We start from the raw sequence: 21,129 nt of genomic DNA, 5'->3' as shown, positions 1-21,129 counted from the left end.
GCGGCGTCGGCCTCGTCGCAGGGGGCCAGGCTTGACCGGAGCGGGGCGGGGCCCGAAGATGAGCAGTCGGGGGAGGCTGGCATGCGTCATTGGGCGTCCTTCATCGCGCTGCTCGTCGCCATCACGGGCACGCCGCTCCGGCAGGCGGAGGCGGCGTCGGACCTGTCGCGGTCGCTCGCCGGCCTGTTCGAGCCGGCCGACGTCGAACCCCTCGACGGCGCCGTCGGCGACGATTCCGGCGACGGGACGCTCACCGCATCGCACGGCCCACAGGCGGACGCCCCGCCCGTCGCCGGCCTCTCCTTCCTGCCCCCTCCGTCCTCCACGGTCCGCACCCCGGCCGCCGAGGAAGGTCTGTGGGAACGGGCCTGGTGGCCCCAGGCACCGCCCAGGCGGCGGCACGCCTGGCTCCAGGTCTTCCGGTTCTGAAGGTCGCTCGCCCATCTCGGCCCTCGACGCGCATCCGCCCGCCGGATGCGTGCCGTCCCGCTGATCCCGCGTCCCGAGCGACCCACACGAACCGGAGCTTTCTCATGCCACATCCTGCGAGCCCCCGTCATCCCCGAGCCTTCACGCTCATCGAACTGCTGGTGGTCATCGCCATCATCGGCGTGCTCGTCGCCCTCCTGATCCCCGCCGTCCAGTCGGCGAGGGAGGCGGCACGCCGGGCCCAGTGCTCGAACAACTTCAAGCAGATCGGCCTGGCGATGCACAACTACCACGCGACCCACGACACCTTCCCGCCCGGCTACATCACCGGCACCCTGACGAACGATGCCGACAGCCCGGAGACCGGGCCCGGATGGGCGTGGGGCACGATGCTCCTGGGTTCCCTGGAGCAATCCGCCGCCTACCATGCCGCGAACTTCGGCCGGCCCATCGCCGACCCGGCCTCGCAGACCGTCCGCACCATGAGCCTCTCCGCCTTCCTCTGCCCCAGCTCGGCCGGGGGGAGCGGCCCCGTCGTCCTCAAGGACGCGGGGGGCAAGACCCTGGTGGCCGACCTCTCGCCCGGCCAGTATGTCGCCTCGGCCGGCCAGCTCGAAGTCGAGGAGTTCCCGGCCCAGAACAACGGCGTGTTCTACCGGAACAGCCGGGTCGGCGTCCGCGACATCGCCGACGGCACGAGCACGACGATGATGGCGGGCGAGCGGTCGCGGAACGTCGCCGATGCGACCTGGGTGGGCGTCATCCCGTCCTCCCGGGTCTGCACCCACCCGAAGTGGAAGGTGCAGGACTGCGAGACCGCCAACGTCATGGTGCTCGGGCACACGGGGCCATCGCCCGACCAATCCTGGGTGGACGTGCCGAACTATCGGGGGGCCGGGGCGGACGACTTCTGGAGCCTGCACCCGGGCGGGTGCAACTTCCTGTTCTGCGACGGCTCGGTCCGGTTCATCAAGGAAACCGTGAATCCGAAGATCTTCAGCTTCCTCTCGACGCGGGCCGGGGGCGAGGTCGTCTCGGCCGACCAGTTCTGAGCGAGGACCACGCCCGGGGACGGCCCGCCCCGTCCCCGGGGATTCCGCCGGCAAATCGCGCGGATCCCGATCCGATCGAACGAGCCCGACCGGGGGTCGGTCCCTCCTCAGGGGATGCGGATCTGGTCGAGGATGCGGCCGATGATCGCGTCGGGGGAGAGCCCGGCGGCGTCGGCCTCGTAGCTGGGGACCACGCGGTGGCGGAGGACGTCGCGGGCCAGGCTCTTGACGTCGTGGGGGGTGACGTAGTCCCGGTCGGACAGCAGGGCGTGGGCGCGGGCCGCGGCGACCAGCGCCAGCGAGGCTCGGGGGCTGGCGCCGAGTTCGATCATCGGGACGAGGTCGAGGCCGTAGGCGGACGGGTCGCGGGTGGCGCGGACGAGGTCGACGGCGTACTCCTTGATCGCCGGGGCCACGCGCACGGCGCTGGCCTGGGCCCGCAGGCGGCGGATGTCGTCGGGGCCCAGCAAGGGGGGGGACTCGGCCGTGCCGTCGTCGTGGCCGGTCCCGGCGCCGGGGCCGGCGAGGTCGAGCATCGCCAGCTCGGCGTCGCGGTCGGGGTAGCCGACCGTGAGCTTCATCAGGAAGCGGTCGAGTTGGGCCTCGGGCAAGGGGTAGGTCCCCTCGTGCTCGATCGGGTTCTGGGTGGCCAGGACCCAGAACGGGTCGGGCAGGTCCACGGGCTGGTCGCCCACCGTGACGCGGCCCTCCTGCATCGCCTCCAGCAGGGCGCTCTGGACCTTCGCCGGGGCGCGGTTGATCTCGTCGGCGAGCAGGACGTTGGTGACGATCGGCCCGTGCCGGACGTCGAACGTGCCGGTGTTCGGCCGGTAGATCTGCGTGCCGGTGAGGTCCGACGGGAGGAGGTCCGGGGTGAACTGGACCCGCCGCGAGGGGAGGTCGAGCGCCCGGGCCAGGGCGCGGACCGACCGGGTCTTTGCCAGGCCGGGGACGCCCTCGATCAGGACGTGGCCGCCCGCCAGCAGCGCGATGACCAGCCGCTCCAGGAGCGGGCGCTGGCCGATGACTTCGCGTTCGAGCCGTTCCAGCAGGGCCGAGAGCGCCACCCCGGGGGGAGGGGGCGGGGTCGAACGGTCGAGGTCGGTCATGGGGTGGGGGGAGGGTGAAGGGCAGGACCGGGGATTATCGGTCGGGTAGAGGGGACCCGACGCGAAATCCCCCGGGGTCGGTTCGCGGGGAGGGGTCAGCGGGCCCGCCTGCGTTCCATCATCTTGCGGAGGATGTCGCCGGCGACGTCGCTGGAATCCCGCGAGGCATCCTTGGCGGCCGAGGTGGCGGCGGGGGCCTCCGCCTTCTTCTTGGCGACGTAGAACGGGTTGGACTCGTCGATAAATTCTTCGGGCATGTCATCCGCTTCGGAATCGTCCGAGGCGGTCATCTCCGAGAGATCTTCGATGCCGTCGTCTTCCTCGACCTCGTCGATCCCGGGGATCTCGTCCTCCGCTTCCGTCTCGTCATCGGCGACCGTCTCGTCCTCGGCGACCGGTTCGGGGATGGGCGGGGGCGTCGGGGCCTTCGGCGCGGGGGCCGGGGCCGAAGCGGGGGCCTTGGCGGCGGGGGCCGGGGCCGGGGCCGGGGCGGCCTTGGGTTTCTCCTTCTCCTTCTCCTTCTCCTTCTCCTTGCCGTTGTAGGTGGCCAGGGTCAGGGTGGCGCCATCGTAGACGCCCGACGGCCGATCGGGCGGGGTCCCGGCGGCGTCGGAGACGAGCCAGGAGTCGATGTCGTCGTGGCTGGCATCGTCCAGCGACTTGGGCTTCTTCGGCTGGGCGGCGGCCTTGGCCTCGACCCCCGTGATGGAGAGGGCGAAGGTCAGGGTGCCGACGGTGACGAGGTCGCCATTCTTGAGGGTGTAGGATTCCCCCTTGTTCAAGGTCCGGCCATTGACCTGGGTGCCGTTGCGGCTGCCCAGGTCGCGGACGATCACGGTATCGGTACCGACCTGGAACTCGGCGTGCTCGCGGCTGACCAGGTCGTTGTTGGGCCGGAGCTGGCAGGTATCGCCCCGGCCGATCTTGAAGATGGGGATCGCCAGCGGGATCGTCTTCCCTTCGGGCTTCCCCTGGACCACCACCAACTGGGCTTTCATGCGCGAAGTCCCGACCCTTGGGGTCAATTCAGTCGACGGGTTCTCGGAGACACCTCGGGCGGCGCAGGGCTACCGCCGAGCCATGGGAGATGAAATGATCAGTCCGAAGGAAGCGAGGGGGATCGAATCATCGAGGGTCCGAGATGATCCATCGTCGGGCACGAGGCACGGGACAACATTATCATAACCGTGCCGATGCTCAAGGGAAAGGATCGATCTTCATCGACGCCGAGTCCACGAGGGATGACCGTAGGCATCGCGCTCCAGCTGGGCCGCCCGCGCGGCCTCGTCGGGACGCAGGCCATCGTCCCGGAATCGCAGCCCCAGGGCATCGGACAGGGCCCGGAGGAGGAACTCCCGCCACCCCGACTCGGCGGGATCGACGGGGGCGAGGTCGGCCAGTCCGGGCAATTCCGGGGTCGTCGGCGACCGCGACAGCAGGAGCGAGCCGTGCTGGAGGACAGCCCCGGCCCGACGCCTCTGGGCGCTCCCGACGATCTTGGCGCCGGAGCAGACGACGTCCTCGGAATCCCGGTCGGTGAAGCAGAGGAACGGGCGAGGCCCGTCGGTTGGAGTGACGGGCCCGCGACGGGCCGCGGGGATGCCGCGATCGCGGAGTCGGGCGGCGATCGCCTCGTGCACGGCGCGATACAGGGCCGAGCTGGGCCGGGCCGAGGGATGGGTGCCGGGGACGACCAATGCATACGTCACCTCCCGGTCATGCCAGAGGGCTCCGCCCCCGGTCGGCCGGCGGACGATCGGGACCCCGGCCCATCGCGGGTCGGACTCGGCCTCGGCGATTGTCTGGAAATAGCCGAGGCTGAGGGTCGGGATCGACCAGGAATAGGTCCGGATCACGGCCTCGCGCGGGTCGGCGGCCACCGCATCCAGCAACGCCTCATCCAGCGCCATCTGGCGGGGCCCATGCCCAACCTCGTGCGGCAGGACGCGGCAGACGGCCTCCCCCCCATTGTCCTGTTTCGGCATCGACCGAGCCTTCCATGAGACGAATCAGGCCGGCGTGTCGCTCGCCACGTCGTAGCCGACGAACGCGCGGCCCACCCACGGGACCATCGCCAGGGCCACACAAGCCAGCACGGCCCATCCCGCCGCCAGCGCGACCGGCAGGCTCCCCCCGGACAGGGCATACGCCCCCGCCCCCACTGCCGCCGCCGTCCCCGCCCCGACGCCCACCCCCAGGAGCTTGGCCAGCAGGAACAGCACCTGCCGGCCCATCGCCGTGATCTCGAACTGGCCGACCGCCGGCCGCGAGGGATACCACAGGAACAGGAGGTTCTCGACCGCCATCAGCAGCAGGTTCAGGGGCGGGAGGAAGGCGAGTGCCGCCCAAGCCCACGCGGGCTGCCCCTGCGTGCCCCCCATCCTCAGCAGCACCAGCAGGACCACCGCCTGCGCGGCGGTGGCGATCAGCGTCGGCGCGAGCAACTGCCCCAGGGCCAGCCGCGCCGGGGGGATCGGCAGGGTCTTGAGGAACTCCATCTGGTCCATGTCGCCCCGGAAATCGTAGGGGAGCAGGACGCCCAGGAACAGGGAGATCCAGGCGAGCATGCCCAGGGCCGGCCCCATCCCCCCCGGCCCCGCCCCCTTCTGGCCGCCCAGGATGCCGATCAGGGGCGCGGCCAGGCAGGCGACCACGAACACGATCCGCCCCGGGGAGCCCAGGGCCGTGGTCATCTGCCTCCAGAAGTTGGGCCCCACGCCGCCCCACCACGCGGGCGCCGGCAAACGGATCGAGGCCCCCCCTGCCTTGCGGGCGGAGACCGCCCGGGCACCCCCGCCGCCGGCCCGCATCTTCTGGAGCTTCGCATACGTCCGGGCGCTCGTCGCCGAGGCCACCTCCAGGTAGCCGGCATCGAGCGCGAACACCAGGCCCACCAGGGCGAGGTCGATGGCCGCCGCCCCGGCCGCCCAGGGGAGGAAGTCGGGCCAGATCCGCTCCGCGGCGAACGCCATGATGAAGACGCGGAACGGCGTGGCGATCGCCGAGGCGACCGGCGACCGCGCGATCCCCGCGAACAGGTCGGGCCACGACACTTTGGAAAGGTCGCCCAGCGAGGACCAGGCCCCCCAGGCGACCGCCGCGATCACCACGGCCACCACCCCGCGCCGGGCTCGGTCCCAGGCCATCGCGCCGACCACGCCGGCCGCCAGCCCGGCCACCACGGCCACCAGCTCCAGGAACAGCGAGATCAGGAACAGGGCGAGGTAGGCCGCCGCCGGCGAGGTCCAGGAACTCATGGTCGCCAGGGTCAGGATCACCGCCGAGATCAGGCAGCCCACGACCACCGCGCGGAGTTTGTACCCGAGCAACTGCCGACGCCGGTACGGGCCGGCGAACAGGAAAGCCTCCTCGGCCGGCGTGAAGTACAGGGCCCGGCCGCCGTTGCCGATCGCCACGGTCAGCACGGTGATCGCCATCAGGAGCACCGGCCCCTGGCTCCGCACCGCCTCCGGTGGGGTCTTGGCGAACGCGCCGAGCTTCGCCGCGAAGCCGACCGAACCGACCCACCAGACGATCAGGATCGCGGAGATCGCGGCGAAGACGATCCCCTTGGGGCTGCCCAGCGACTTCCGCCAGCGCCGGAACCGCCCCCGACGCTGGAGCCGGGCCAGGAGCTTGAGCGAGGGGTCCATGTCAGATCCCCCCGGCGGCTTCGGGGGCCTCGGTCAGCCGGAAGAAGACCTCCTCCAGCGTCTCCTCCCGCCCGCGTTCGGCCGCCTCACTGCGGAGGTCGTCGAGCCGGCCGTGGAGCACCTTCCGGCCCCGGACCATCAGCAGGACCGACGTGCACAGGTCCTCGACCAAAGACAGCAGGTGCGAGCTGACCATGACCGCCGCGCCGGCCGCCGCCCGGGCCTTGATCGACTCCTGCATCGTCCGAATCCCGCGCGGGTCGAGTCCGGTCAACGGCTCGTCGAGCATGATGACCTTCGGGTCGTGGAGGTAGCCGCAGCCGATGGCCGCCTTCTGCCGCATCCCCCGCGACAGGTCCGACGCCGGGGCGTCGCGCTTCTCGGTCAGGTCGAACTGGCGCAACAGTTCCTCGCCGGCCGGCTCCCAGCCCGAAAGCCGATACGCGGCGGCGATGAACTGGAAGTGCTCCCAGACCGTCAGGTTATCGAACAGTCGGGGGTCATCGGGCACGTAGCACAACGCCCGCTTGGCGGCGACAGGGTCCTTTGTGATGTCGTGGCCGTCGATCAGGAGGCGGCCCTTGGTGGGCGTGAGGATGCCGGCCAGGGCCCGCATGGTGGTCGTCTTGCCCGCCCCGTTGGGCCCCACCAGCCCGAGGATCTCCCCCGGCCTCACCTCGAACGACAGCCCGGAGACCGCCGCCGTCCGGTCGTAGATCTTGTGGTAATCCTCGACGACGATCGACAACGCAGGGCCTCCCGAACGCAAGCCGTGATCCAGGTGGCCGAGGCGACGCGACCAGTCACCGGAAACTCAGCCGAGATGATCGCAGATCGCAAGAAGATAGCATCTTGCCATCGGATCTGCACCCAATCGAGGTCAGGCGTCGATGACGGGGTAGACGCCCTCCTCGGTGACATCGCCCACCCGACGCACCACCTTGAAATGATCGTGGCTGATCTTGAAGGCGACCAGATATTCCTCACCGGCTTCGGCCTTACGAGAGGCCATCCTCAGGGCAGCTTGTTCGATGTCGATGCCCTCTGGAATCCCTTCGATGACAGTCATGTAGTGGCGTCGCGGATAACAGATCGTCGGGAGATAGTCATCGAAGCCATCTGTGGCAATGACGCGACGCGTGACTTCCACGAAGGTATCGATTTCCATATCATCCAATTCCGATAGCCCCATCCCATCCGTAAAACACCTGTGCCTGGATGCCTTCAGGGCGTCACACTACGCCAAAGACTTCGGGTGGCAGGTGAAATTCAGGGGATCGGTTGCAGTTCGACCGGGCCTCCCGTCATCGGCTCATGGTCGAACGGGACCTTGACGTCGCTGTCCCACCAGCCGCCGGGGACGCGCCCCCGGATCAAGTAGCCCTGGCCCCTGCCCTTCGCGACCTCGGGGCCGGCGCCGAAGATCCAGGCCCGCCCGACGACGATTCCGGGCGCAGACGCCTCGGCTTCCGCCCGAGCTCGGTCGGGGAGGTCGGCGACGGCCACCTCGGCATATTCCAGGGGGAGGCAGGCACAGGCCGGCTTCACCATCCACACCACGACGAGAGTCAGGCTCAGGACGCCGGCCCAGGCTGCGTACCGCTTCGATCGCGTCATGACGATCCTCGGTGTCGGGACAACCTATCTTCCTTCGTAGCGTGGCCGATCGGCGGGGCACGGGCAAGGGGTGTGCGTTGCGAACCCCGCCGATCGTCCTTCGATCAGACGAAGGTGGTCTGTCCCGAGGCGACCGGCTCGCGGCCCGGGGCGGGGGCGTGCTTATCCTGGGGCGGGGACCAGCGGAGGATCGGCGTCCGCGCGGCGGCGACCTCGTCGGGGCGGCTGATCGGGGTCGTGCTGGGGGCGGCGTGGAGGGTTTCCGGGTCTTCCTCGGCGATCTTGAGGAGGGCGGCGGCGAACGCCTCCAGGGTGTCGCGGCTCTCCGTCTCGGTCGGCTCGATCATCATCGCCTCGGGGACGATGAGCGGGAAGTAGACCGTGGGGGCGTGGAAGTTGTAGTCGATCAGCCGCTTGCCGATGTCCATGGCGCGGACGCCGCGATCCCGGGCCATCGAGCGGGCCGACGCGATGAACTCGTGCATGCAGCGGTCGCCCAGGGGCACCGGGTAGACGTGCTTGACCAGCGCCAGGATGTAGTTGGCGTTCAGCACCGCGTGCTGGGCCACCGCCTTCAGGCCGTCGGGCCCCTGGCTGCGGATGTAGCAGTAGGCCCGGAACAGGACGCCGACGTTGCCGAAGAACGAGCGGACCCGGCCGATCGTGTGCGGGCGGTCGTAGTCGAGCCGGTACGTCCCGTCGTCGTTCTTCGCCACCAGCGGGGCCGGCAGGTAAGGGGCGAGGTTGGCGCGGACGGCGATCGGCCCGGCGCCGGGGCCGCCGCCGCCGTGGGGTCCGGAGAACGTCTTGTGGGGGTTGTAGTGCATCAGGTCGGCCCCCATGTCGCCGGGCCGGGTCATCCCCAGGATGGCGTTCATGTTAGCCCCGTCGATGTAGAGCAAGGCCCCCCGGGCGTGGAGCAGGTCGGCGATCGTCTTGACCTGCGGGTCGAACAGCCCCACCGTATTGGGGTTGGTCATCATGAACACGGCGACCTCGTCGTCGAGCTTCGCCTTGAAGTCGTCGAGGTCGACGAACCCCTGGGCGTTGCTCTTGATCGTGACCGCCTGGAACCCGGCCAGGTTGGCCGACGCCGGGTTGGTGCCGTGGGCGCTATCCGGCACCAGGACCTTGGTCCGCGGCTTCGCTTCCTTCAAGTCGCGGAAGTAGGCCGCGGCGCAGAGCAAGGCCGTCAGTTCGCCGTGGGCCCCGGCCGCCGGCTGGAGGCTGACCGCATCGAGCCCGGCGATCTCGGCCAGCATCCCCTGCATCTCGTACAGGATCGCCAGCAGGCCCTGGAGCGTCGACTCATCCTGATACGGATGCTGCGCCCCCAGCCCCGGCAGGCCCGCGAGCCGTTCGTTGCGCTTGGGGTTGTACTTCATCGTGCACGAGCCGAGCGGGTAGAAATTCCCGTCGATCGACATGTTCAACGATGACAGGTTGGTGTAGTGCCGGACGATGTCCAGCTCGCCCAGTTCGGGCAGGGCCGGCGGCACCTCGGCCAGATGCTCGGGCGGGATCAGCGATTCCAGCGGACGCTCCGGCACGTCCGACTTCGGCACGATCGCCGTGGCGCGTCCGGGACGGCTCGACTCGAACAGCAGCGACGGCACTTGGATCTTGTACATGCAAAGGTGTCCATTCGGTTCGAGGCAAATCGCGGCGGGCGGCGCCGCATCGGGCCAATATCGGCGGGCGGCCCGTCAGGCCCGCTCCTCGTGTTTCGGGGCGTCGTCAACTTCGGGGACGACGATCTCCTCGGCGGGAATTTCGACGATCTTCTGGTTCTCGCGATCCCAGACCACGATCGACTGGCCGAGCCGTTTGTGTTCCCGCAGGGCGTCCCGGACACCCAGGCCCATCAAGCGGAGCATCTCGGCGATTTCCTCTTCGCGACTGACCGCCGCCGCAGGGTTTTCAGGATTCATGACCGCTCCTGATCTGATCCCAGAGTTCGGAGTCCTCGACTATCATCGTATCGCCCAGGCTGCCGGCCGCGATGAGACGGGGGAGGCCCCTGTTGGAATTATCGACCATCTCCCAATGGTCAGCGAGCGGGCGATACAGCGAGAAGAAATTGGCAAGGCCCGCCGCATAGCGTCGTCGGATCGTGTCTTCGGGGATGTGATGACCACCGGCCCTCACCCGAGCCGCAACCCTTCGGATCGAAAAATCGACATTGGGCGACCAGACATAGACGAGGTGGAACAGATATCCGGAGACGCGAAGCCGGGCGACCCGCGAAGCAAGGGCACGAGTGGCCAGGGTGGTTTCGAAGGCAAAACCCTCACCTCGTGACTCCAGATCGGCCATCTGGTCCAGGACGATCCGGCCCGCCTCCAGATCGGCGGCCGAGGATGGATAGTTGGGCAAGGTCTTGGCGACCTCATCCGCATTCAGATAAGCCATCCCGGGGGGAATATAGAGCGGGGAGCAGGTTGACTTCCCCGCCCCGTTGGGCCCGGCGATCACGAAGATGGTGGGGGTTGCCATATCGGTCCGATCAGGACGCCAGCGCCTGGCGGTACGCTTCGGCGAGGCCGTCGATCTCGGCCTTGGTCCTTTTCTCGGTGACGGCGATGAGGATCGCGTCGGCAAGTTCGGGGTACCAGCGGCCCAGGGCGATGCCGCCGTGGTAGCCCAGGCGGCCGACCTCGGCCAGCACCTTGACGGGATCCTTGGCCGAGCGGACCACGAACTCCTTGAAGAACGGGCCGGCGAAGGCGGGCGTGAGGCCGGGCACCTTCGACAGGACGTCGAGGGCGTAGTGGGCCTTGCGGGTCGAGTTCTCGGCGACCTGCCGAAGGCCCGACGGCCCGAGCGCCGCCAGGTAGATGCTGGCCCGCAGGGCGAGCAGGCCCTGGTTGGTGCAGATGTTCGAGGTGGCCTTCTCGCGGCGGATGTGCTGCTCGCGGGTCTGCAGCGTCAGCACGAAGCAGCGCTTGCCGGAGCGGTCGACGGTCTGGCCCACCACCCGGCCCGGCATCTTGCGGACGAACGCGTCGCGGCAGGCGAGGATCCCCAGGTACGGCCCGCCGTAGCTGAGGTAGTTGCCCAAAGACTGCCCCTCGGCCACCACGATGTCGGCCCCGAAGTCGCCGGGGCGGCGGAGCAGGCCCAGGCCGATCGGGTCGACGCTGACGATCGCCAGCGCACCCCGGGAGCGGGCCGCCTCGACCAGCCGGTCCACGTCTTCCAGCTGACCGAAGAAGTTGGGGTAGGCCACCACCACGGCCGACGTGTCGTCGGTGATCGCGGCGGCGATCGCCTCGGGCGTGACCCGGCCGTCGACGGCGGGGACCTCGACGATCTCCGGTTCGAGGTTGGCCAGGTTCGTCACCAGGGCCTGGCGATACTCGGGGTGGACCGACCCGGCGATCACCACCCGGCCCGTCCGGCGGGTGGAGGTCATCGCCATCAGCACCGCCTCGGCCACGGCCGAGCCGCCGTCGTAGAGGCTGGCGTTGGAGACGTCCATGCCGGTCAACTGGGCGATCAGCGTCTGATACTCGAAGGTCGCCTGGAGCGTGCCCTGGCTGGCCTCGGCCTGGTAGGGCGTGTAGGCGGTGTAGAACTCGCCGCGGGAGGCCAGGTTGTCGACCACGGCGGGGATGAAGTGGTCGTAGCTGCCCCCGCCCAGGAAGCAGGGCCGGACGTCGGCCCCCTGGTTGCGGGCCAGCAGGGCGCCGACCTCGGTGGTCAGTTCCAGCTCGCCGAGCGCCTCGGGGATCGCCAGGGGGCGGTCGAGCCGGAGTTCCGGCGGGATCATGTCGAAGAGCTGGTCCAGCGATTCGAGGCCGATGGTATCCAGCATGACCCGGACGTCGTCCGGCGTGTTCGCGATGTAAGCCATGAGGTTTGATCCGTCCGAGGCCGAAGAACCGGCCGCGAAGCATCCTTCGAGGAGGGGCGGAGATGATGGGGGGAGAGGACGGGCGGTCCCGGCGTCGGGCCGCCCGAGGGAGACGGATCGGCGGGGCTGGCGTCAGTGGGCCTCGTCGGCCACCTTGCGCTGGTAGGCGTCGTGGTCGAGCATGCCGGCCAGCGGCGAGGCGTCGGCCACGCGGACCTTGACCAGCCACCCCTTGGTGTACGGGTCCTCGGCCAGGACTTGAACGTCGTCGGCCACGGCGGAGTTGACCTCGACCACCTCGCCGCCGATCGGGGCGTACAGGTCGCTGACCGCCTTGACGCTCTCGACCTCGCCGAACGACTTGCCCGGGGTGAGCGTGGCGCCCACCTGCGGCAGGTCGATCACGATCAGGTCGGTGAGCTGATCCACGGCGAACCGCGAGATCCCGAGGGTGGCGATGTCGCCGTCGAGGTGGACCCACTCGTGGGTCGGCGTGAACTTCAGGGTCGTCGGGTCCATGGCTTCGAGGGTCCTGGGGCGAACCGGGGACGGGGACTTACGCGCCCGACGCGGCGCGTCGATAGAAGGGCAAGGGGACGATGCGGGCGGGCTCGTCGCGGCCCCGGACGTCGACCGAGAGCGTGACGCCGTCGGCCAGGGCCTCGGGGCGGACCAGGGCCATCGCCAGGCTCTGCCCCACGGTCGGGGCGAACGTGCCGGAGGTGACCACGCCCACCGCCTGGCCATCCCGCAGGACGACCGAGCCCTGGCGGGCGATCCGCTTCCCCTCCAGGGCCAGGCCGACGCGCGACCGGCCCGGGCCGGCCTTGTGCTTGCGGAGGGCGTCTCGGCCGACGAACTCCCCCTTGGCCAGCTTCACGGCCCAGCCCAGTCCGGCGGCGTAGGGGTTGACCGTCTCGTCCATCTCGTGCCCGTAGAGCGGCATGGCCGCCTCGAACCGGAGCGTGTCCCGCGCCCCCAGGCCGCAGGGCTGGATGCCGAAGACGCGGCCGGCGTCCATCAGGGCATCCCACACCGCCTCGGCCTTCGCGCCCGGGACGATCAGCTCGAAGCCATCTTCGCCCGTGTAGCCGGTCCGGCTGGCCACGGCATCGACGCCGAGGATCTTCCCCGACGCGCACCGGTAATACCCCAGGTCGGTCAACGGGGCGTCGAAGTGCCGCGACGCGGTGGCCAGCGCGGCCGGCCCCTGGACGGCGATCATCGCGGTGTCTCGGGTCCGGTCGATCAGGCGGGCGTCGAACCCGTCGCGGTGGCGCTCCAGTTGGCCGATCACCTTGAGGCGATTCGACGCGTTGCAGACCACGGCCAGCCCGTCGTCGCGGCGATACACCAGGATGTCGTCCAGCACCCCGCCGTGGTCGTCGACCATCAGGCTGTACTGGATCTGCCCGGGGGCGAGCTTCGCGACGTGGTTGGTCGTGACGAAGTCGAGCCACTTCTCGACGTCCGGCCCCTCGAAGTCGAGCCGGCCCATGTGGCTGATGTCGAACAGCCCGACCCGCTGGCGGACGGCGTTGTGCTCGTCGACGATGGTCGAATACTGCACCGGCATCGACCAGCCGCCGAACTCCACGAGGCGGCCCCCGTGGGTGTGATGCCAGTCATGGAGGGGCGTCTTGAGCAAGGCGTCGGCGGCCATCGGGCATCCTTCACGGCGTCATCGGCGATGGTGCCTCCGGCCGGGATAGGAAGCCGTCCCGGCCGGGGATCGACCGACGGATTGTAGCCGTTTCCCGCCCCACGGACAACCGATCACCCGATCGGCCACGGCCATGTGGCCGGAACACAGCAGGGGGATGAGTCGGGTGGCCGCCTCTCCATCTCCTCAACCGGATCGCACCGGGTCAGAGCAGCAGCCGCGCCGAGTCGCGGTCGAGGTGGAGCGTCGCCCCGGGGTGACGGCGCAGGGCCGAGGCGGGGCAGGCCTCGGTGATCGGGCCGCGCAGGGTGGCCAGCACGGCCTCCGCCTTGCGCGGGCCGGGCACCACCACCGAGAGGATCGGGGCGGACAGGAGCGCCGGGACGGTCAGGGTGAAGGCGTGGGTCGGCACGTCCTCGATCCGCGAGAAGCAGCCGTCGTTGAGCTGCTGGGTGCGGCACCCGGAGTCGAGCCGGACCACCTTGACCAGCTGCGGGTCGAGGAAGTCGGCCACGGGCGGGTCGTTGAACGCCAGGTGGCCGTTCTCGCCGATCCCGGCGCAGACCAGGTCGATCGGCCCGGCGCGGAGGATGTCCTCGTACCCCAGCGCGGTCCGCGCCGGCTGCTCCACCTGCTCGCCGGGGATCAGTTGCAGGCGGTCCGGGCCGAGCCCGACCAGGCGGAACAGATGCTCCTGCAGGTAGCGGCGGAACGACCCGGGATGGTCGGGGCCGAGCCCGAGGTACTCGTCCATGTGGAGGCCGACCACGCGCGACCAGTCGACCTCGGTGGCGGCGACCAGGCCCGCCAGGAACTCGTCCTGACTCGGCGCCGCCGCGAACACGACCCGGGCCTGGCCGCCCTGGGCCTGGCGGGCGGCGATCGCCTGGGCGACGGACTGGGCCGCCGCTCGCCCCATCCGGGCGCGATCCTCGTGGACGATGACCCGGAGCGAATCCACGGTGAACTGGGCGACGGGCGAAACTTCGGGGGCGATCATTGCGGGCGAGACTCCGGCGCGACCTCCGCCGACCCTGCGGGCATCGGTCGATCGCCACAGCCTAGACGCCCGGGCCCTTCCCCGCAAGGGAGTCGGCCCCGCGTCGGCTCAGGCCGAGGCGGCCAGCCGGCCCGGCCGGTCCCTGAGCTGCTCGCAGAGCCTCTGGCATTCGGTCAGGTTGACCATCAGGGAGTCGGCCAGGTAGGTCTCGGTCGGGGCGTCGGCGGCCCACTGCAGCTGGTCGTGGCAGCGGGTCATGTGGTCGATCAGGTCCTTCATCCACAGGAGGGTCTGGCGTCGGTTTCGCATCGTGCGGCTCCTCGGTCGTTCCGTCACTCTCGTCTTGCCCACCGGTGCGGCGAACCGTCGGGCGAGCGTCATTGGATTCGGAAGAAAGCAAGGGGCGTGCCGATGCCGGGGATGGACACGGCCCCGCGAGAGCTAACCGGAGCCCACGCAGGACTTGAGGAAATCTCGGGGATTTTTCGGGACTCGTGTCGGGCCGGGCCCCCTTGTAACGATTACATGGCCCGGCGACGGCCCCCGGCGTCGCCTTTCCTTTCGACAACCCGGCCTTTAGACTGGGGTTGGGGGAGGCGTGCGGCCCGGGGGCGGTCCCGGCCTGCGTCCCCCTCCACCTCCGGGGTCCCCCCGCATGGCCTCGCCCGAAACCTCGCCCATGGCCGAACCGGCCCCGCCGCCCGGCGTCCTCCGCCAGTGGACGCTCGCGCTGTCGCGCCGCTGGTTCCGGCGGGGGGCGAGGCTCGAGGGGTCCAAGGGGCCCGCCGCCCCGGTCGCACGGTTCCGCAACGTCTGCATCAGCCGAGAGACCGGCGCCGGGGCCGGCACGATCGCCCGGATGGTCGGCACCCGGCTCGACTGGAAGGTCTTCGACCACGAGCTGCTGGAGGCGATCGCCCACCGGATGGAACTGGAAACCGAGGAGGTCAAGGTCCTGGACGAGCTGGCCCCCAGCGTGGTGCAGGACTGGATCCTGCCGCTCCGCGAGGAGCACTACGCCCCCCAGGAGGCCTACCTCGACCACCTGGCCAAGCTGGTCGAGGCGATCGGCCGGGCCGGCGACTCGGTGATCGTGGGCCGAGGCGCGGGGTTCCTCCTGCCCCGGAGCGAGACCCTGTCGATCCGGATCATCGCCCCGATCAAGGCCCGCGCCGCCCGGTTCGCCGAGCGCACCGGCGTGACGGTCCGCACCGCCCGACGCGCCGCCCGCGACCTCGACCGCCGACGCGCCCACTTCGTCCGGACCATGTACCGGATGGACTCCGCCGACCCGGCCAACTACGACCTCGTGCTCGACTCCGAATCCCTCGGCCCCGCCATCGCCACCGAGATCATCGTCCGCGCCGTCGAGGCCGGCCGCCCTCGCGGGCTCGCGTGATGACGCCTCCAGGGCGGTCGCGGTCGGCGCCGGCCCATCGTCGATCAGGGGGAGGCCACGATGGACGGATGCGATCCTGATGAGACCGATGCGGAACGAGAGCCCTGGTATGCGGCCAGGTGCATTTTCTGCCTCGAACAGCCGGACCAACTCACGACATACGAAGAGCGAGTGATCCTCGTCCGGGCGGATTCCTGGGAGCAGGCCATCCGCATGGCGGAAGAAGAGGCGGAGGAATATGTGGCGATGTCTGAAGGCTGGTCCTACTCGGGCTTCCTCCAGATCTTCCACCTCTTCGACCGGGCCATCGGCCACAAGTCGGAGGTCTTCTCGCTGATGCGTACGAGCGAACTCGGCCTGCGTGAATACATCGACCGGTTTTTCGACACCGGGGACGAGCACCTGCGGCCGGTCGATCCGGATTGACCCTGCACGCCCTGCCGGTCGCCGGATTCAAAATGCGGTCGACGAAGTCTCATTCGAGATGAGCCACTTCAGCGATCCGAGCCCTTCCCGGCGCCGTCGACGATCCGCGAAAGCTGCGCGCGGAGCCTGTCCAGGGTGTCGGCCGCCCCGGGGGACGGGGCGAGGTCGTTGGCCTCGTCGGGGTCGGAGGCCAGGTGATAAAGCTCCTCGCGGCCGTCGCCGTTGCGGATCAGCTTGTGGCCATCATCGATCAGCGCGTACATCGGGCCGAGCCGGGCCGGGGCGTTGGTGCGAAGCGTGGACAGCTTGGCGCTGCGCGACACGGTGGCCAGCACCGGCTCTTGCTGCGGGACCACCGCGCCGGGCGGGCCGGACCAGAACCGGGCCAGCGACGTGCCGGGGAAGTCGCCGTCGTGTCGGATCAGGTCGAGGATCGTCTCCGGGATGTCGCGGGTGCTGACCGGCTCCGCCACCGTCCGCCCTCCCGGGACGCGGCCCGGCTGGACGACCAGGAGCGGGACGTGCAGCTCGGGCCGATACAGGCTGATCCCGTGCCCCTGGAGGTCGTGCTCGCCGAACGCCTCGCCGTGGTCGGACGTGACGATGATCAGCGTGTCGTCGAGCAGCCCCCGCCCTTCCAGGTCGGCGAGCAGGCGGCCGACCTCCTCGTCGAGCGAGCGGAGGCAATCGTCGTAGTCGTCGCGTGCCGTCTCCAGGACCGAGCGAGGCCGCCCCTCGCCCGAGCGCGCGAACGCCCGGTCGGCCCCGGGCGGGACGACGTAGGGGTCGTGGACGTCGTAGTAGTTCAGGAAGGCGAAGAACGGCCGGTCGCCGCGCGTCGGCAGCCACGCGAGGAGGTCGCGGTTGATCATCGCCGCCGTCTTGCGATAGCCGAGCCTGGGGATGTCGATCAGCGAGCCCAGCAACCGCCGACCGGCCCGGGATTTGGCGAGCTTCCAGCCCAGCCCGGTGCTCCGGAGGATCTCGAACGCCGAGACGGCCCGGTTCTCGTACAGGTCTTCGTAGTGGGCGAACCCGCGATCGAGGCCGTACCAGGCGTTGCCGTTGTGGGTGTTGGCCATGAAGGCCGCCGTGGCGTAGCCGCGACCGGCGAGCGCCTCGGCGATCGTGGGATGGGCGGCGTCGAGGGCCCGGCCGACGTTGGCCGAGTGCTCGTGGGGCCATCGGCCGGTGAACAGGCTGGCGTGCGCCGGGAGGGTCCAGGGGGCCGTGGATTTCGCCCGATCGAACCGGACCCCGCGCTCGGCCAGCCGCGCCAGGTGGGGCGTGGTGTCGCGGTCGGCCCGGTTCATGCTCAGGGCGTCGGCGCGGACCGTGTCGAGCACGATCAGGAGGACGTTGGGCGATCCGGCCTCGGGCCGGGGCAGCGCCGCCAGGGCCCGCCCTTCCCCGCCCGCGACCGTCCAGGCACCGACGGCGACCAGCACCGCCAGGATCGCCCCCAACGCCGGCACGGTCCGCGAGGCCAGGGCGCGGAAACGGTCCCGATGGCCGTCGATCGCCATCGCCAGCCGCCAGGCCACCCCCGCCGCCAGGACCAGCGCGGCGGTCTTGTGCAGGCCGGGCACCGTCATCGCGATCGCCTGCGCGGCCAGGAAGCACGGGAGGAGCAGGCAGGCCCGCGCCACGGCCGGCCGGGCGGACCTCGCGGCGATCCGGCCCAGGAGGACCCCCGCCCCGCCGATCAGGAGGAGGTCGCAGAGCGGGATCATCCAGAACGAGTGGTGGTTGGTCGCCAGCGTCGCGGCCGTGACGTGCCCCGAGGCGTATCGGGCGGCCACGCGGATGCCCAGTTCGGCGTAGCCCACCACCAGGCCCAGCCAGACCCCGACCCAGCCCGGGTCGAGCCGCCCCGGGGCCGCCGACCTCGGGGGGATCGTCGGGATCAGGCGACGCATCCGCCGGGATCGGACGACCCCCGTTTCCTGGACCGCAGGCATCCGCATCCCTCCCGATCAAAGGCGAGCCCGAGTTCCATAGGCCGACACATTTCGGGATTAGGTCGCATAGCCGCGGGGATCTGTCGAGATCAATCCCTGCACATCTCCGGATCATTCCTCGACTTCGAAACGACGCGACCCCGGCCGTCGGGGCCGGGGTCGCGTCATGGTCGGGGCGGATCGCGGCGGATCAGGCGTCGGCGAGGGCGACAATCACCAGGCCGAGGCGATCGGCCAGGGCGACGACGTCGGGCTGGTCGATCACGATGGTCTTGTCGGCCTCGATGGCCAGGACACGGCCGCCCGCCTTGTGGAGGTTCTCGACCGTCGCGACGCCGATGGTCGGGACGTCGAACCGCATGTCCTGCTGGGGCTTGGCGACCTTGACCAGGGTCCAGCCGCCGGCCCGGCACAGGAGCCCGGCGCGCTCGATGCAGCGGTCGGTCCCCTCGATGGCCTCGATGGCCAGGGCGGCCCTTTCCTTGACGGCGACCGACTGGCCGACGTCGAGCCGGCCCATCTCCTTGGCCAGGCCCCAGCCGAAGTCGATGTCCTTCAACTCCGCGGCGGAGGGCTTCCGCCGGGTCAATGTCCCCTGGGTCACGAGCAGCTCCGGGCAATAGTCGAGGGCCGACGCGAAGCCGATCCCGTCTCGGGCGAACTCGGCGATCACGCCGAGCAGGATCGAGTCATCGCGCTTGTCTTCGCGCAAGGTCCGATACCACATGTGCATCATGCGCAGGTCGGGCGTGAGCTGGACCATCCGCCAGGGCGTGTACATCACGGCCTTGGTGATCTTGCCGGCCATGACGACCTTGCCCACGCCGCGGCGGCGGAACGATCGGATCATCCCGCCCAGCTTCGAAACGCCGACCTCTTCGTACGAGTCGCAGAGATCGGCCAGGACGGCGGGGGCCTCGTGGCGGACGCCGACGCAGGCCACCTTCAGGCCCTGCCTGCGGGCCGCCTCGGCGAACAGGATCGGGAACCGGCCGCTCCCGGCCAGCAGCCCGATCGTGCGATCGGCGGCCGTGGACGACAGGGCACCCCGGCCGCGCGGTCGTTTGAGGGAGAGCAAGGACACCGGCCGATCCTCCTTGGGGCCGAAAAATCGCGGATGGGCTTCGTGGCTCAGGCGGACCGCTTCGGCTTCGGCAGGGCGCCCGAAGCGGGGGCCGAGGCGGGCGCGGCCAGGGGCGGCTCGGGCTCCAGCTCCAGCGGGGGCGCGGCCGGCTTCGTGGCCGGGGTCGAGATCACCGCGCCGGGCGCGGGGGCGGCGGCGGGGGCCGGCAAGGGGGCCCTTTCCCTGGCGGGCGGCAGGTCGACCGGGGGCAGCTCGTCGAGTTCTTCCTCGACCACGACCGGCGGCTCGGCCTTGATCCGGGTCGGCGACTCGACCACCACGCCGGGCTTGCTGGAGATCACCTTGGGGCCGGTGACCACGACCGGGTCGCCCGCCGGCTCGATGATCGTGGCCGGGTAGCGGACGGGGCCGAACAGCGGACGCATCGAGCGCCGGGACGCGGGCGGGCCCGGGACGCGGACGGCCGGCGGGCCCTGGATCACGACCTCGGCGGCCCCGGACTGCCGGAGCATCCTCTTCTGGAGCAGCCGCTGCCGCCAGGGCGGGAGCTGCTTGACGTACACGCCGTTCTCGACGTAGATGTCCTCGGCCGGGGCGGTCGTCGACGCCGCGACGACGAGGGCCAGGCTCGCGACCAGGAGGGCCGGGCGGTTGCGGACGAACATGGGATCAACCCCCAACGGGAACGGGAAGGGCCGGCGTTCGGTCAGAAGCCGGTCGGATCACCCTCATCTACGGCCGCGGCGTCGCCGGCCGATGGAGCGAGGGCGGAAAGCGCCGCAATCTGCGCGGTCAGCTCTCGGAGTTGTCGGTGCATCTCGGGGAGTCGGGCGATCATCTGGAACAGGCGACGCTGCTCCCGGACCGGGATCGCCGGGGCGCCCAGCACCGATTGGGCCTCGGGGATGTTGCGATGGACGCCCGCCTGGGCGCCGACCACGGCCTTGTCGCCGATCTCGACGTGGTCCTTGATGCCGGCCTGGCCGGCCATCACGACGTAGTCGCCGGTCTTGCAGCTGCCGGCGATGCCGACCTGGCCGCACAGGAGATTATGACGGCCGATCTGATTGTTGTGACCGATCATCACCAGATTATCGATCTTGGTCCCCTCTCCAATCCGCGTGGTCGCGAAAGTGGCGCGGTCGATCGTGCAGTTCGACCCGATCTCCACGTCGTCGCCGACCTCCAGCGTGCCGGTGTGGGGGACCTTGACGTGGCGGCCCTGGGCCATGTGGTAGCCGAAGCCGTCGCCGCCCAGCACCGTCCCGGCGTGGACCTCGACCCGGTCGCCCAGGACGACGCCCGGATACAGGACCACGTTGGGATGGATCACGACGTCGCGGCCGATCCGGCAACCTTCCCCGATCACGGCGCCGGGGTGGAGCGTGGACCCTTCGCCGATCGTCGCCCCGTCGCCGATGGAGACGAAGGCGTGGATCGCGACCCCGGGGCCGACCTCGGCCGAGGCCGACACGGCGGCCATCGGGTGGACGCCGACCCAGCGCGGCCGGACGGCGCCGACCAGGTGGGTCCGGACGGCCAGGAATGCGGTGATCGGGTCGTCGACCTCGATGACCGGGACGACGGGGGCCGATTCGGCCACCCGGAAATGAGGCCCGACGATCGCCGCCGAGGCGGGCGAAGCCTTCAGGAGGCGGGCGTATCGCTCGTTCTCGATGAACGTGATATCGCCCGGCCCGGCCTCGCCGACCGGCCTTGCCGAATTGATCGGGACGTTTCCGTCCCCCACCAGCCGGCCCCGGACCAGGGCGGCGAGCTGTCCCACCGTGGCGGCCACGTGCATCTTCCCTTCTTCCCTGAAAGGAACTGACGGAACCGGGCTTGCCGGATCGGCGTCGGACGCCGACCCCGGACGACCC

The 21,129-nt window shown here is 70.3% G+C and carries 23 protein-coding genes; 4 read left to right on the top strand and 19 right to left on the bottom strand.

The features are described from left to right. Nucleotides 1-81 precede the first annotated feature (81 nt). Together TA3x_RS10755 and TA3x_RS10750 are read left to right on the top strand one after the other, a co-directional pair. A complete protein-coding gene (locus TA3x_RS10755) occupies nt 82-429 on the top strand; it encodes a hypothetical protein (RefSeq protein WP_435021035.1) in 348 nt (115 codons plus the stop codon). Between the two features lie 104 nt (nt 430-533). Next, a complete protein-coding gene (locus TA3x_RS10750) occupies nt 534-1,481 on the top strand; it encodes a DUF1559 domain-containing protein (RefSeq protein WP_435021033.1) in 948 nt (315 codons plus the stop codon). A 107-nt stretch (nt 1,482-1,588) separates the two neighbouring features. Here TA3x_RS10750 and TA3x_RS10745 read toward each other — a convergent pair whose 3' ends face one another. The 15 genes from TA3x_RS10745 to TA3x_RS10675 form a co-directional block, all read right to left on the bottom strand. Continuing rightward, the gene (locus tag TA3x_RS10745; RefSeq protein WP_435021031.1) at nt 1,589-2,590 is read right to left on the bottom strand and encodes an AAA family ATPase; all 1,002 of its coding nucleotides are present in this window, start codon (nt 2,588-2,590) and stop codon (nt 1,589-1,591) included. A 95-nt stretch (nt 2,591-2,685) separates the two neighbouring features. Beyond that, the gene (locus TA3x_RS10740; RefSeq protein WP_435021029.1) at nt 2,686-3,588 is read right to left on the bottom strand and encodes an FHA domain-containing protein; all 903 of its coding nucleotides are present in this window, start codon (nt 3,586-3,588) and stop codon (nt 2,686-2,688) included. A gap of 219 nt (nt 3,589-3,807) precedes the next feature. Next, a complete protein-coding gene (locus tag TA3x_RS10735; protein ID WP_435021027.1) occupies nt 3,808-4,575 on the bottom strand; it encodes a lipoate--protein ligase family protein in 768 nt (255 codons plus the stop codon). A 24-nt stretch (nt 4,576-4,599) separates the two neighbouring features. Further along, entirely contained in the window at nt 4,600-6,243 is a 1,644-nt protein-coding gene (locus TA3x_RS10730; RefSeq protein WP_435021025.1) for a putative ABC exporter domain-containing protein, read from the bottom strand. A gap of 1 nt (nt 6,244) precedes the next feature. Beyond that, complete coding sequence (locus TA3x_RS10725) at nt 6,245-6,991, bottom strand: ABC transporter ATP-binding protein (RefSeq protein WP_435021023.1); 747 nt, start codon at nt 6,989-6,991, stop codon at nt 6,245-6,247. A 132-nt stretch (nt 6,992-7,123) separates the two neighbouring features. Continuing rightward, the gene (locus tag TA3x_RS10720) at nt 7,124-7,411 is read right to left on the bottom strand and encodes a hypothetical protein (protein ID WP_435021021.1); all 288 of its coding nucleotides are present in this window, start codon (nt 7,409-7,411) and stop codon (nt 7,124-7,126) included. Between the two features lie 101 nt (nt 7,412-7,512). Next, the gene (locus TA3x_RS10715) at nt 7,513-7,860 is read right to left on the bottom strand and encodes a hypothetical protein (RefSeq protein WP_435021019.1); all 348 of its coding nucleotides are present in this window, start codon (nt 7,858-7,860) and stop codon (nt 7,513-7,515) included. A 104-nt stretch (nt 7,861-7,964) separates the two neighbouring features. After that, nucleotides 7,965-9,491, bottom strand: a complete 1,527-nt coding sequence (gene gcvPB / locus TA3x_RS10710; protein WP_435021018.1) for an aminomethyl-transferring glycine dehydrogenase subunit GcvPB — start codon at nt 9,489-9,491, stop codon at nt 7,965-7,967. Between the two features lie 75 nt (nt 9,492-9,566). Continuing rightward, the gene (locus TA3x_RS10705; protein ID WP_435021016.1) at nt 9,567-9,737 is read right to left on the bottom strand and encodes a hypothetical protein; all 171 of its coding nucleotides are present in this window, start codon (nt 9,735-9,737) and stop codon (nt 9,567-9,569) included. A 43-nt stretch (nt 9,738-9,780) separates the two neighbouring features. Then, complete coding sequence (locus tag TA3x_RS10700; protein WP_435021014.1) at nt 9,781-10,356, bottom strand: zeta toxin family protein; 576 nt, start codon at nt 10,354-10,356, stop codon at nt 9,781-9,783. Nucleotides 10,357-10,366: 10 nt separating this feature from the next. After that, nucleotides 10,367-11,716 (bottom strand): aminomethyl-transferring glycine dehydrogenase subunit GcvPA, encoded by a 1,350-nt coding sequence (gene gcvPA / locus TA3x_RS10695; RefSeq protein WP_435021012.1) that lies wholly within the window; start codon nt 11,714-11,716, stop codon nt 10,367-10,369. 132 nt (nt 11,717-11,848) lie between these two features. Continuing rightward, complete coding sequence (gcvH, locus tag TA3x_RS10690; protein WP_435021010.1) at nt 11,849-12,235, bottom strand: glycine cleavage system protein GcvH; 387 nt, start codon at nt 12,233-12,235, stop codon at nt 11,849-11,851. Between the two features lie 37 nt (nt 12,236-12,272). Beyond that, nucleotides 12,273-13,379 (bottom strand): glycine cleavage system aminomethyltransferase GcvT, encoded by a 1,107-nt coding sequence (gcvT, locus tag TA3x_RS10685; RefSeq protein WP_435021008.1) that lies wholly within the window; start codon nt 13,377-13,379, stop codon nt 12,273-12,275. A gap of 205 nt (nt 13,380-13,584) precedes the next feature. Next, on the bottom strand, nt 13,585-14,379 hold the full coding sequence (locus tag TA3x_RS10680; protein WP_435021006.1) for a glucosamine-6-phosphate deaminase: 795 nt from the start codon (nt 14,377-14,379) through the stop codon (nt 13,585-13,587). A 108-nt stretch (nt 14,380-14,487) separates the two neighbouring features. Next, nucleotides 14,488-14,688, bottom strand: a complete 201-nt coding sequence (locus TA3x_RS10675) for a hypothetical protein (RefSeq protein ID WP_435021004.1) — start codon at nt 14,686-14,688, stop codon at nt 14,488-14,490. 346 nt (nt 14,689-15,034) lie between these two features. On the opposite strand from TA3x_RS10675, the gene TA3x_RS10670 reads away from it, so the two are divergent. Both TA3x_RS10670 and TA3x_RS10665 read left to right on the top strand, forming a co-directional pair. Continuing rightward, nucleotides 15,035-15,778 carry an AAA family ATPase gene (locus TA3x_RS10670; RefSeq protein WP_435021002.1) on the top strand — a complete coding sequence of 248 codons (744 nt, stop codon included), beginning with the start codon at nt 15,035-15,037 and terminating at the stop codon, nt 15,776-15,778. A 60-nt stretch (nt 15,779-15,838) separates the two neighbouring features. Continuing rightward, a complete protein-coding gene (locus tag TA3x_RS10665; protein ID WP_435021000.1) occupies nt 15,839-16,204 on the top strand; it encodes a DUF4288 domain-containing protein in 366 nt (121 codons plus the stop codon). Between the two features lie 68 nt (nt 16,205-16,272). On the opposite strand, the gene TA3x_RS10660 is transcribed toward TA3x_RS10665, so the two are convergent. The 4 genes from TA3x_RS10660 to lpxD all read right to left on the bottom strand — a co-directional run bounded on the left by TA3x_RS10660 (nt 16,273) and on the right by lpxD (nt 21,053). Further along, complete coding sequence (locus TA3x_RS10660) at nt 16,273-18,123, bottom strand: sulfatase (protein ID WP_435020998.1); 1,851 nt, start codon at nt 18,121-18,123, stop codon at nt 16,273-16,275. 232 nt (nt 18,124-18,355) lie between these two features. Next, nucleotides 18,356-19,249 carry an LpxI family protein gene (locus TA3x_RS10655; protein WP_435020996.1) on the bottom strand — a complete coding sequence of 298 codons (894 nt, stop codon included), beginning with the start codon at nt 19,247-19,249 and terminating at the stop codon, nt 18,356-18,358. A 47-nt stretch (nt 19,250-19,296) separates the two neighbouring features. Beyond that, entirely contained in the window at nt 19,297-19,914 is a 618-nt protein-coding gene (locus tag TA3x_RS10650) for a hypothetical protein (RefSeq protein ID WP_435020994.1), read from the bottom strand. A gap of 41 nt (nt 19,915-19,955) precedes the next feature. Continuing rightward, on the bottom strand, nt 19,956-21,053 hold the full coding sequence (lpxD, locus tag TA3x_RS10645) for a UDP-3-O-(3-hydroxymyristoyl)glucosamine N-acyltransferase (RefSeq protein WP_435020992.1): 1,098 nt from the start codon (nt 21,051-21,053) through the stop codon (nt 19,956-19,958). Nucleotides 21,054-21,129: the final 76 nt, after the last annotated feature.

Origin of the sequence: Tundrisphaera macrotermitis (genome assembly GCF_051175315.1) — a bacterium.
Lineage (GTDB): Bacteria > Planctomycetota > Planctomycetia > Isosphaerales > Isosphaeraceae > Tundrisphaera.
The sequence above is the reverse complement of the archived record's forward strand: the minus strand, read 5'-3'. Positions and strand labels throughout refer to the sequence as shown.

Bases quoted from the DNA above. Each gene is read 5' to 3' on its own strand.
- TA3x_RS10755 (WP_435021035.1), top strand. From the start codon at position 82: ATGCGTCATTGGGCGTCCTTCATCGCGCTGCTCGTCGCCATCACGGGC.
- TA3x_RS10750 (WP_435021033.1), top strand. From the start codon at position 534: ATGCCACATCCTGCGAGCCCCCGTCATCCCCGAGCCTTCACGCTCATC.
- TA3x_RS10745 (WP_435021031.1), bottom strand. From the start codon at position 2,590: ATGACCGACCTCGACCGTTCGACCCCGCCCCCTCCCCCCGGGGTGGCG.
- TA3x_RS10740 (WP_435021029.1), bottom strand. From the start codon at position 3,588: ATGAAAGCCCAGTTGGTGGTGGTCCAGGGGAAGCCCGAAGGGAAGACG.
- TA3x_RS10735 (WP_435021027.1), bottom strand. From the start codon at position 4,575: ATGCCGAAACAGGACAATGGGGGGGAGGCCGTCTGCCGCGTCCTGCCG.
- TA3x_RS10730 (WP_435021025.1), bottom strand. From the start codon at position 6,243: ATGGACCCCTCGCTCAAGCTCCTGGCCCGGCTCCAGCGTCGGGGGCGG.
- TA3x_RS10720 (WP_435021021.1), bottom strand. From the start codon at position 7,411: ATGGAAATCGATACCTTCGTGGAAGTCACGCGTCGCGTCATTGCCACA.
- TA3x_RS10715 (WP_435021019.1), bottom strand. From the start codon at position 7,860: ATGACGCGATCGAAGCGGTACGCAGCCTGGGCCGGCGTCCTGAGCCTG.
- gcvPB (WP_435021018.1), bottom strand. From the start codon at position 9,491: ATGTACAAGATCCAAGTGCCGTCGCTGCTGTTCGAGTCGAGCCGTCCC.
- TA3x_RS10705 (WP_435021016.1), bottom strand. From the start codon at position 9,737: ATGCTCCGCTTGATGGGCCTGGGTGTCCGGGACGCCCTGCGGGAACAC.
- TA3x_RS10700 (WP_435021014.1), bottom strand. From the start codon at position 10,356: ATGGCAACCCCCACCATCTTCGTGATCGCCGGGCCCAACGGGGCGGGG.
- gcvPA (WP_435021012.1), bottom strand. From the start codon at position 11,716: ATGGCTTACATCGCGAACACGCCGGACGACGTCCGGGTCATGCTGGAT.
- gcvH (WP_435021010.1), bottom strand. From the start codon at position 12,235: ATGGACCCGACGACCCTGAAGTTCACGCCGACCCACGAGTGGGTCCAC.
- gcvT (WP_435021008.1), bottom strand. From the start codon at position 13,379: ATGGCCGCCGACGCCTTGCTCAAGACGCCCCTCCATGACTGGCATCAC.
- TA3x_RS10680 (WP_435021006.1), bottom strand. From the start codon at position 14,379: ATGATCGCCCCCGAAGTTTCGCCCGTCGCCCAGTTCACCGTGGATTCG.
- TA3x_RS10675 (WP_435021004.1), bottom strand. From the start codon at position 14,688: ATGCGAAACCGACGCCAGACCCTCCTGTGGATGAAGGACCTGATCGAC.
- TA3x_RS10670 (WP_435021002.1), top strand. From the start codon at position 15,035: ATGGCCTCGCCCGAAACCTCGCCCATGGCCGAACCGGCCCCGCCGCCC.
- TA3x_RS10665 (WP_435021000.1), top strand. From the start codon at position 15,839: ATGGACGGATGCGATCCTGATGAGACCGATGCGGAACGAGAGCCCTGG.
- TA3x_RS10660 (WP_435020998.1), bottom strand. From the start codon at position 18,123: ATGCGTCGCCTGATCCCGACGATCCCCCCGAGGTCGGCGGCCCCGGGG.
- TA3x_RS10650 (WP_435020994.1), bottom strand. From the start codon at position 19,914: ATGTTCGTCCGCAACCGCCCGGCCCTCCTGGTCGCGAGCCTGGCCCTC.
- lpxD (WP_435020992.1), bottom strand. From the start codon at position 21,053: ATGCACGTGGCCGCCACGGTGGGACAGCTCGCCGCCCTGGTCCGGGGC.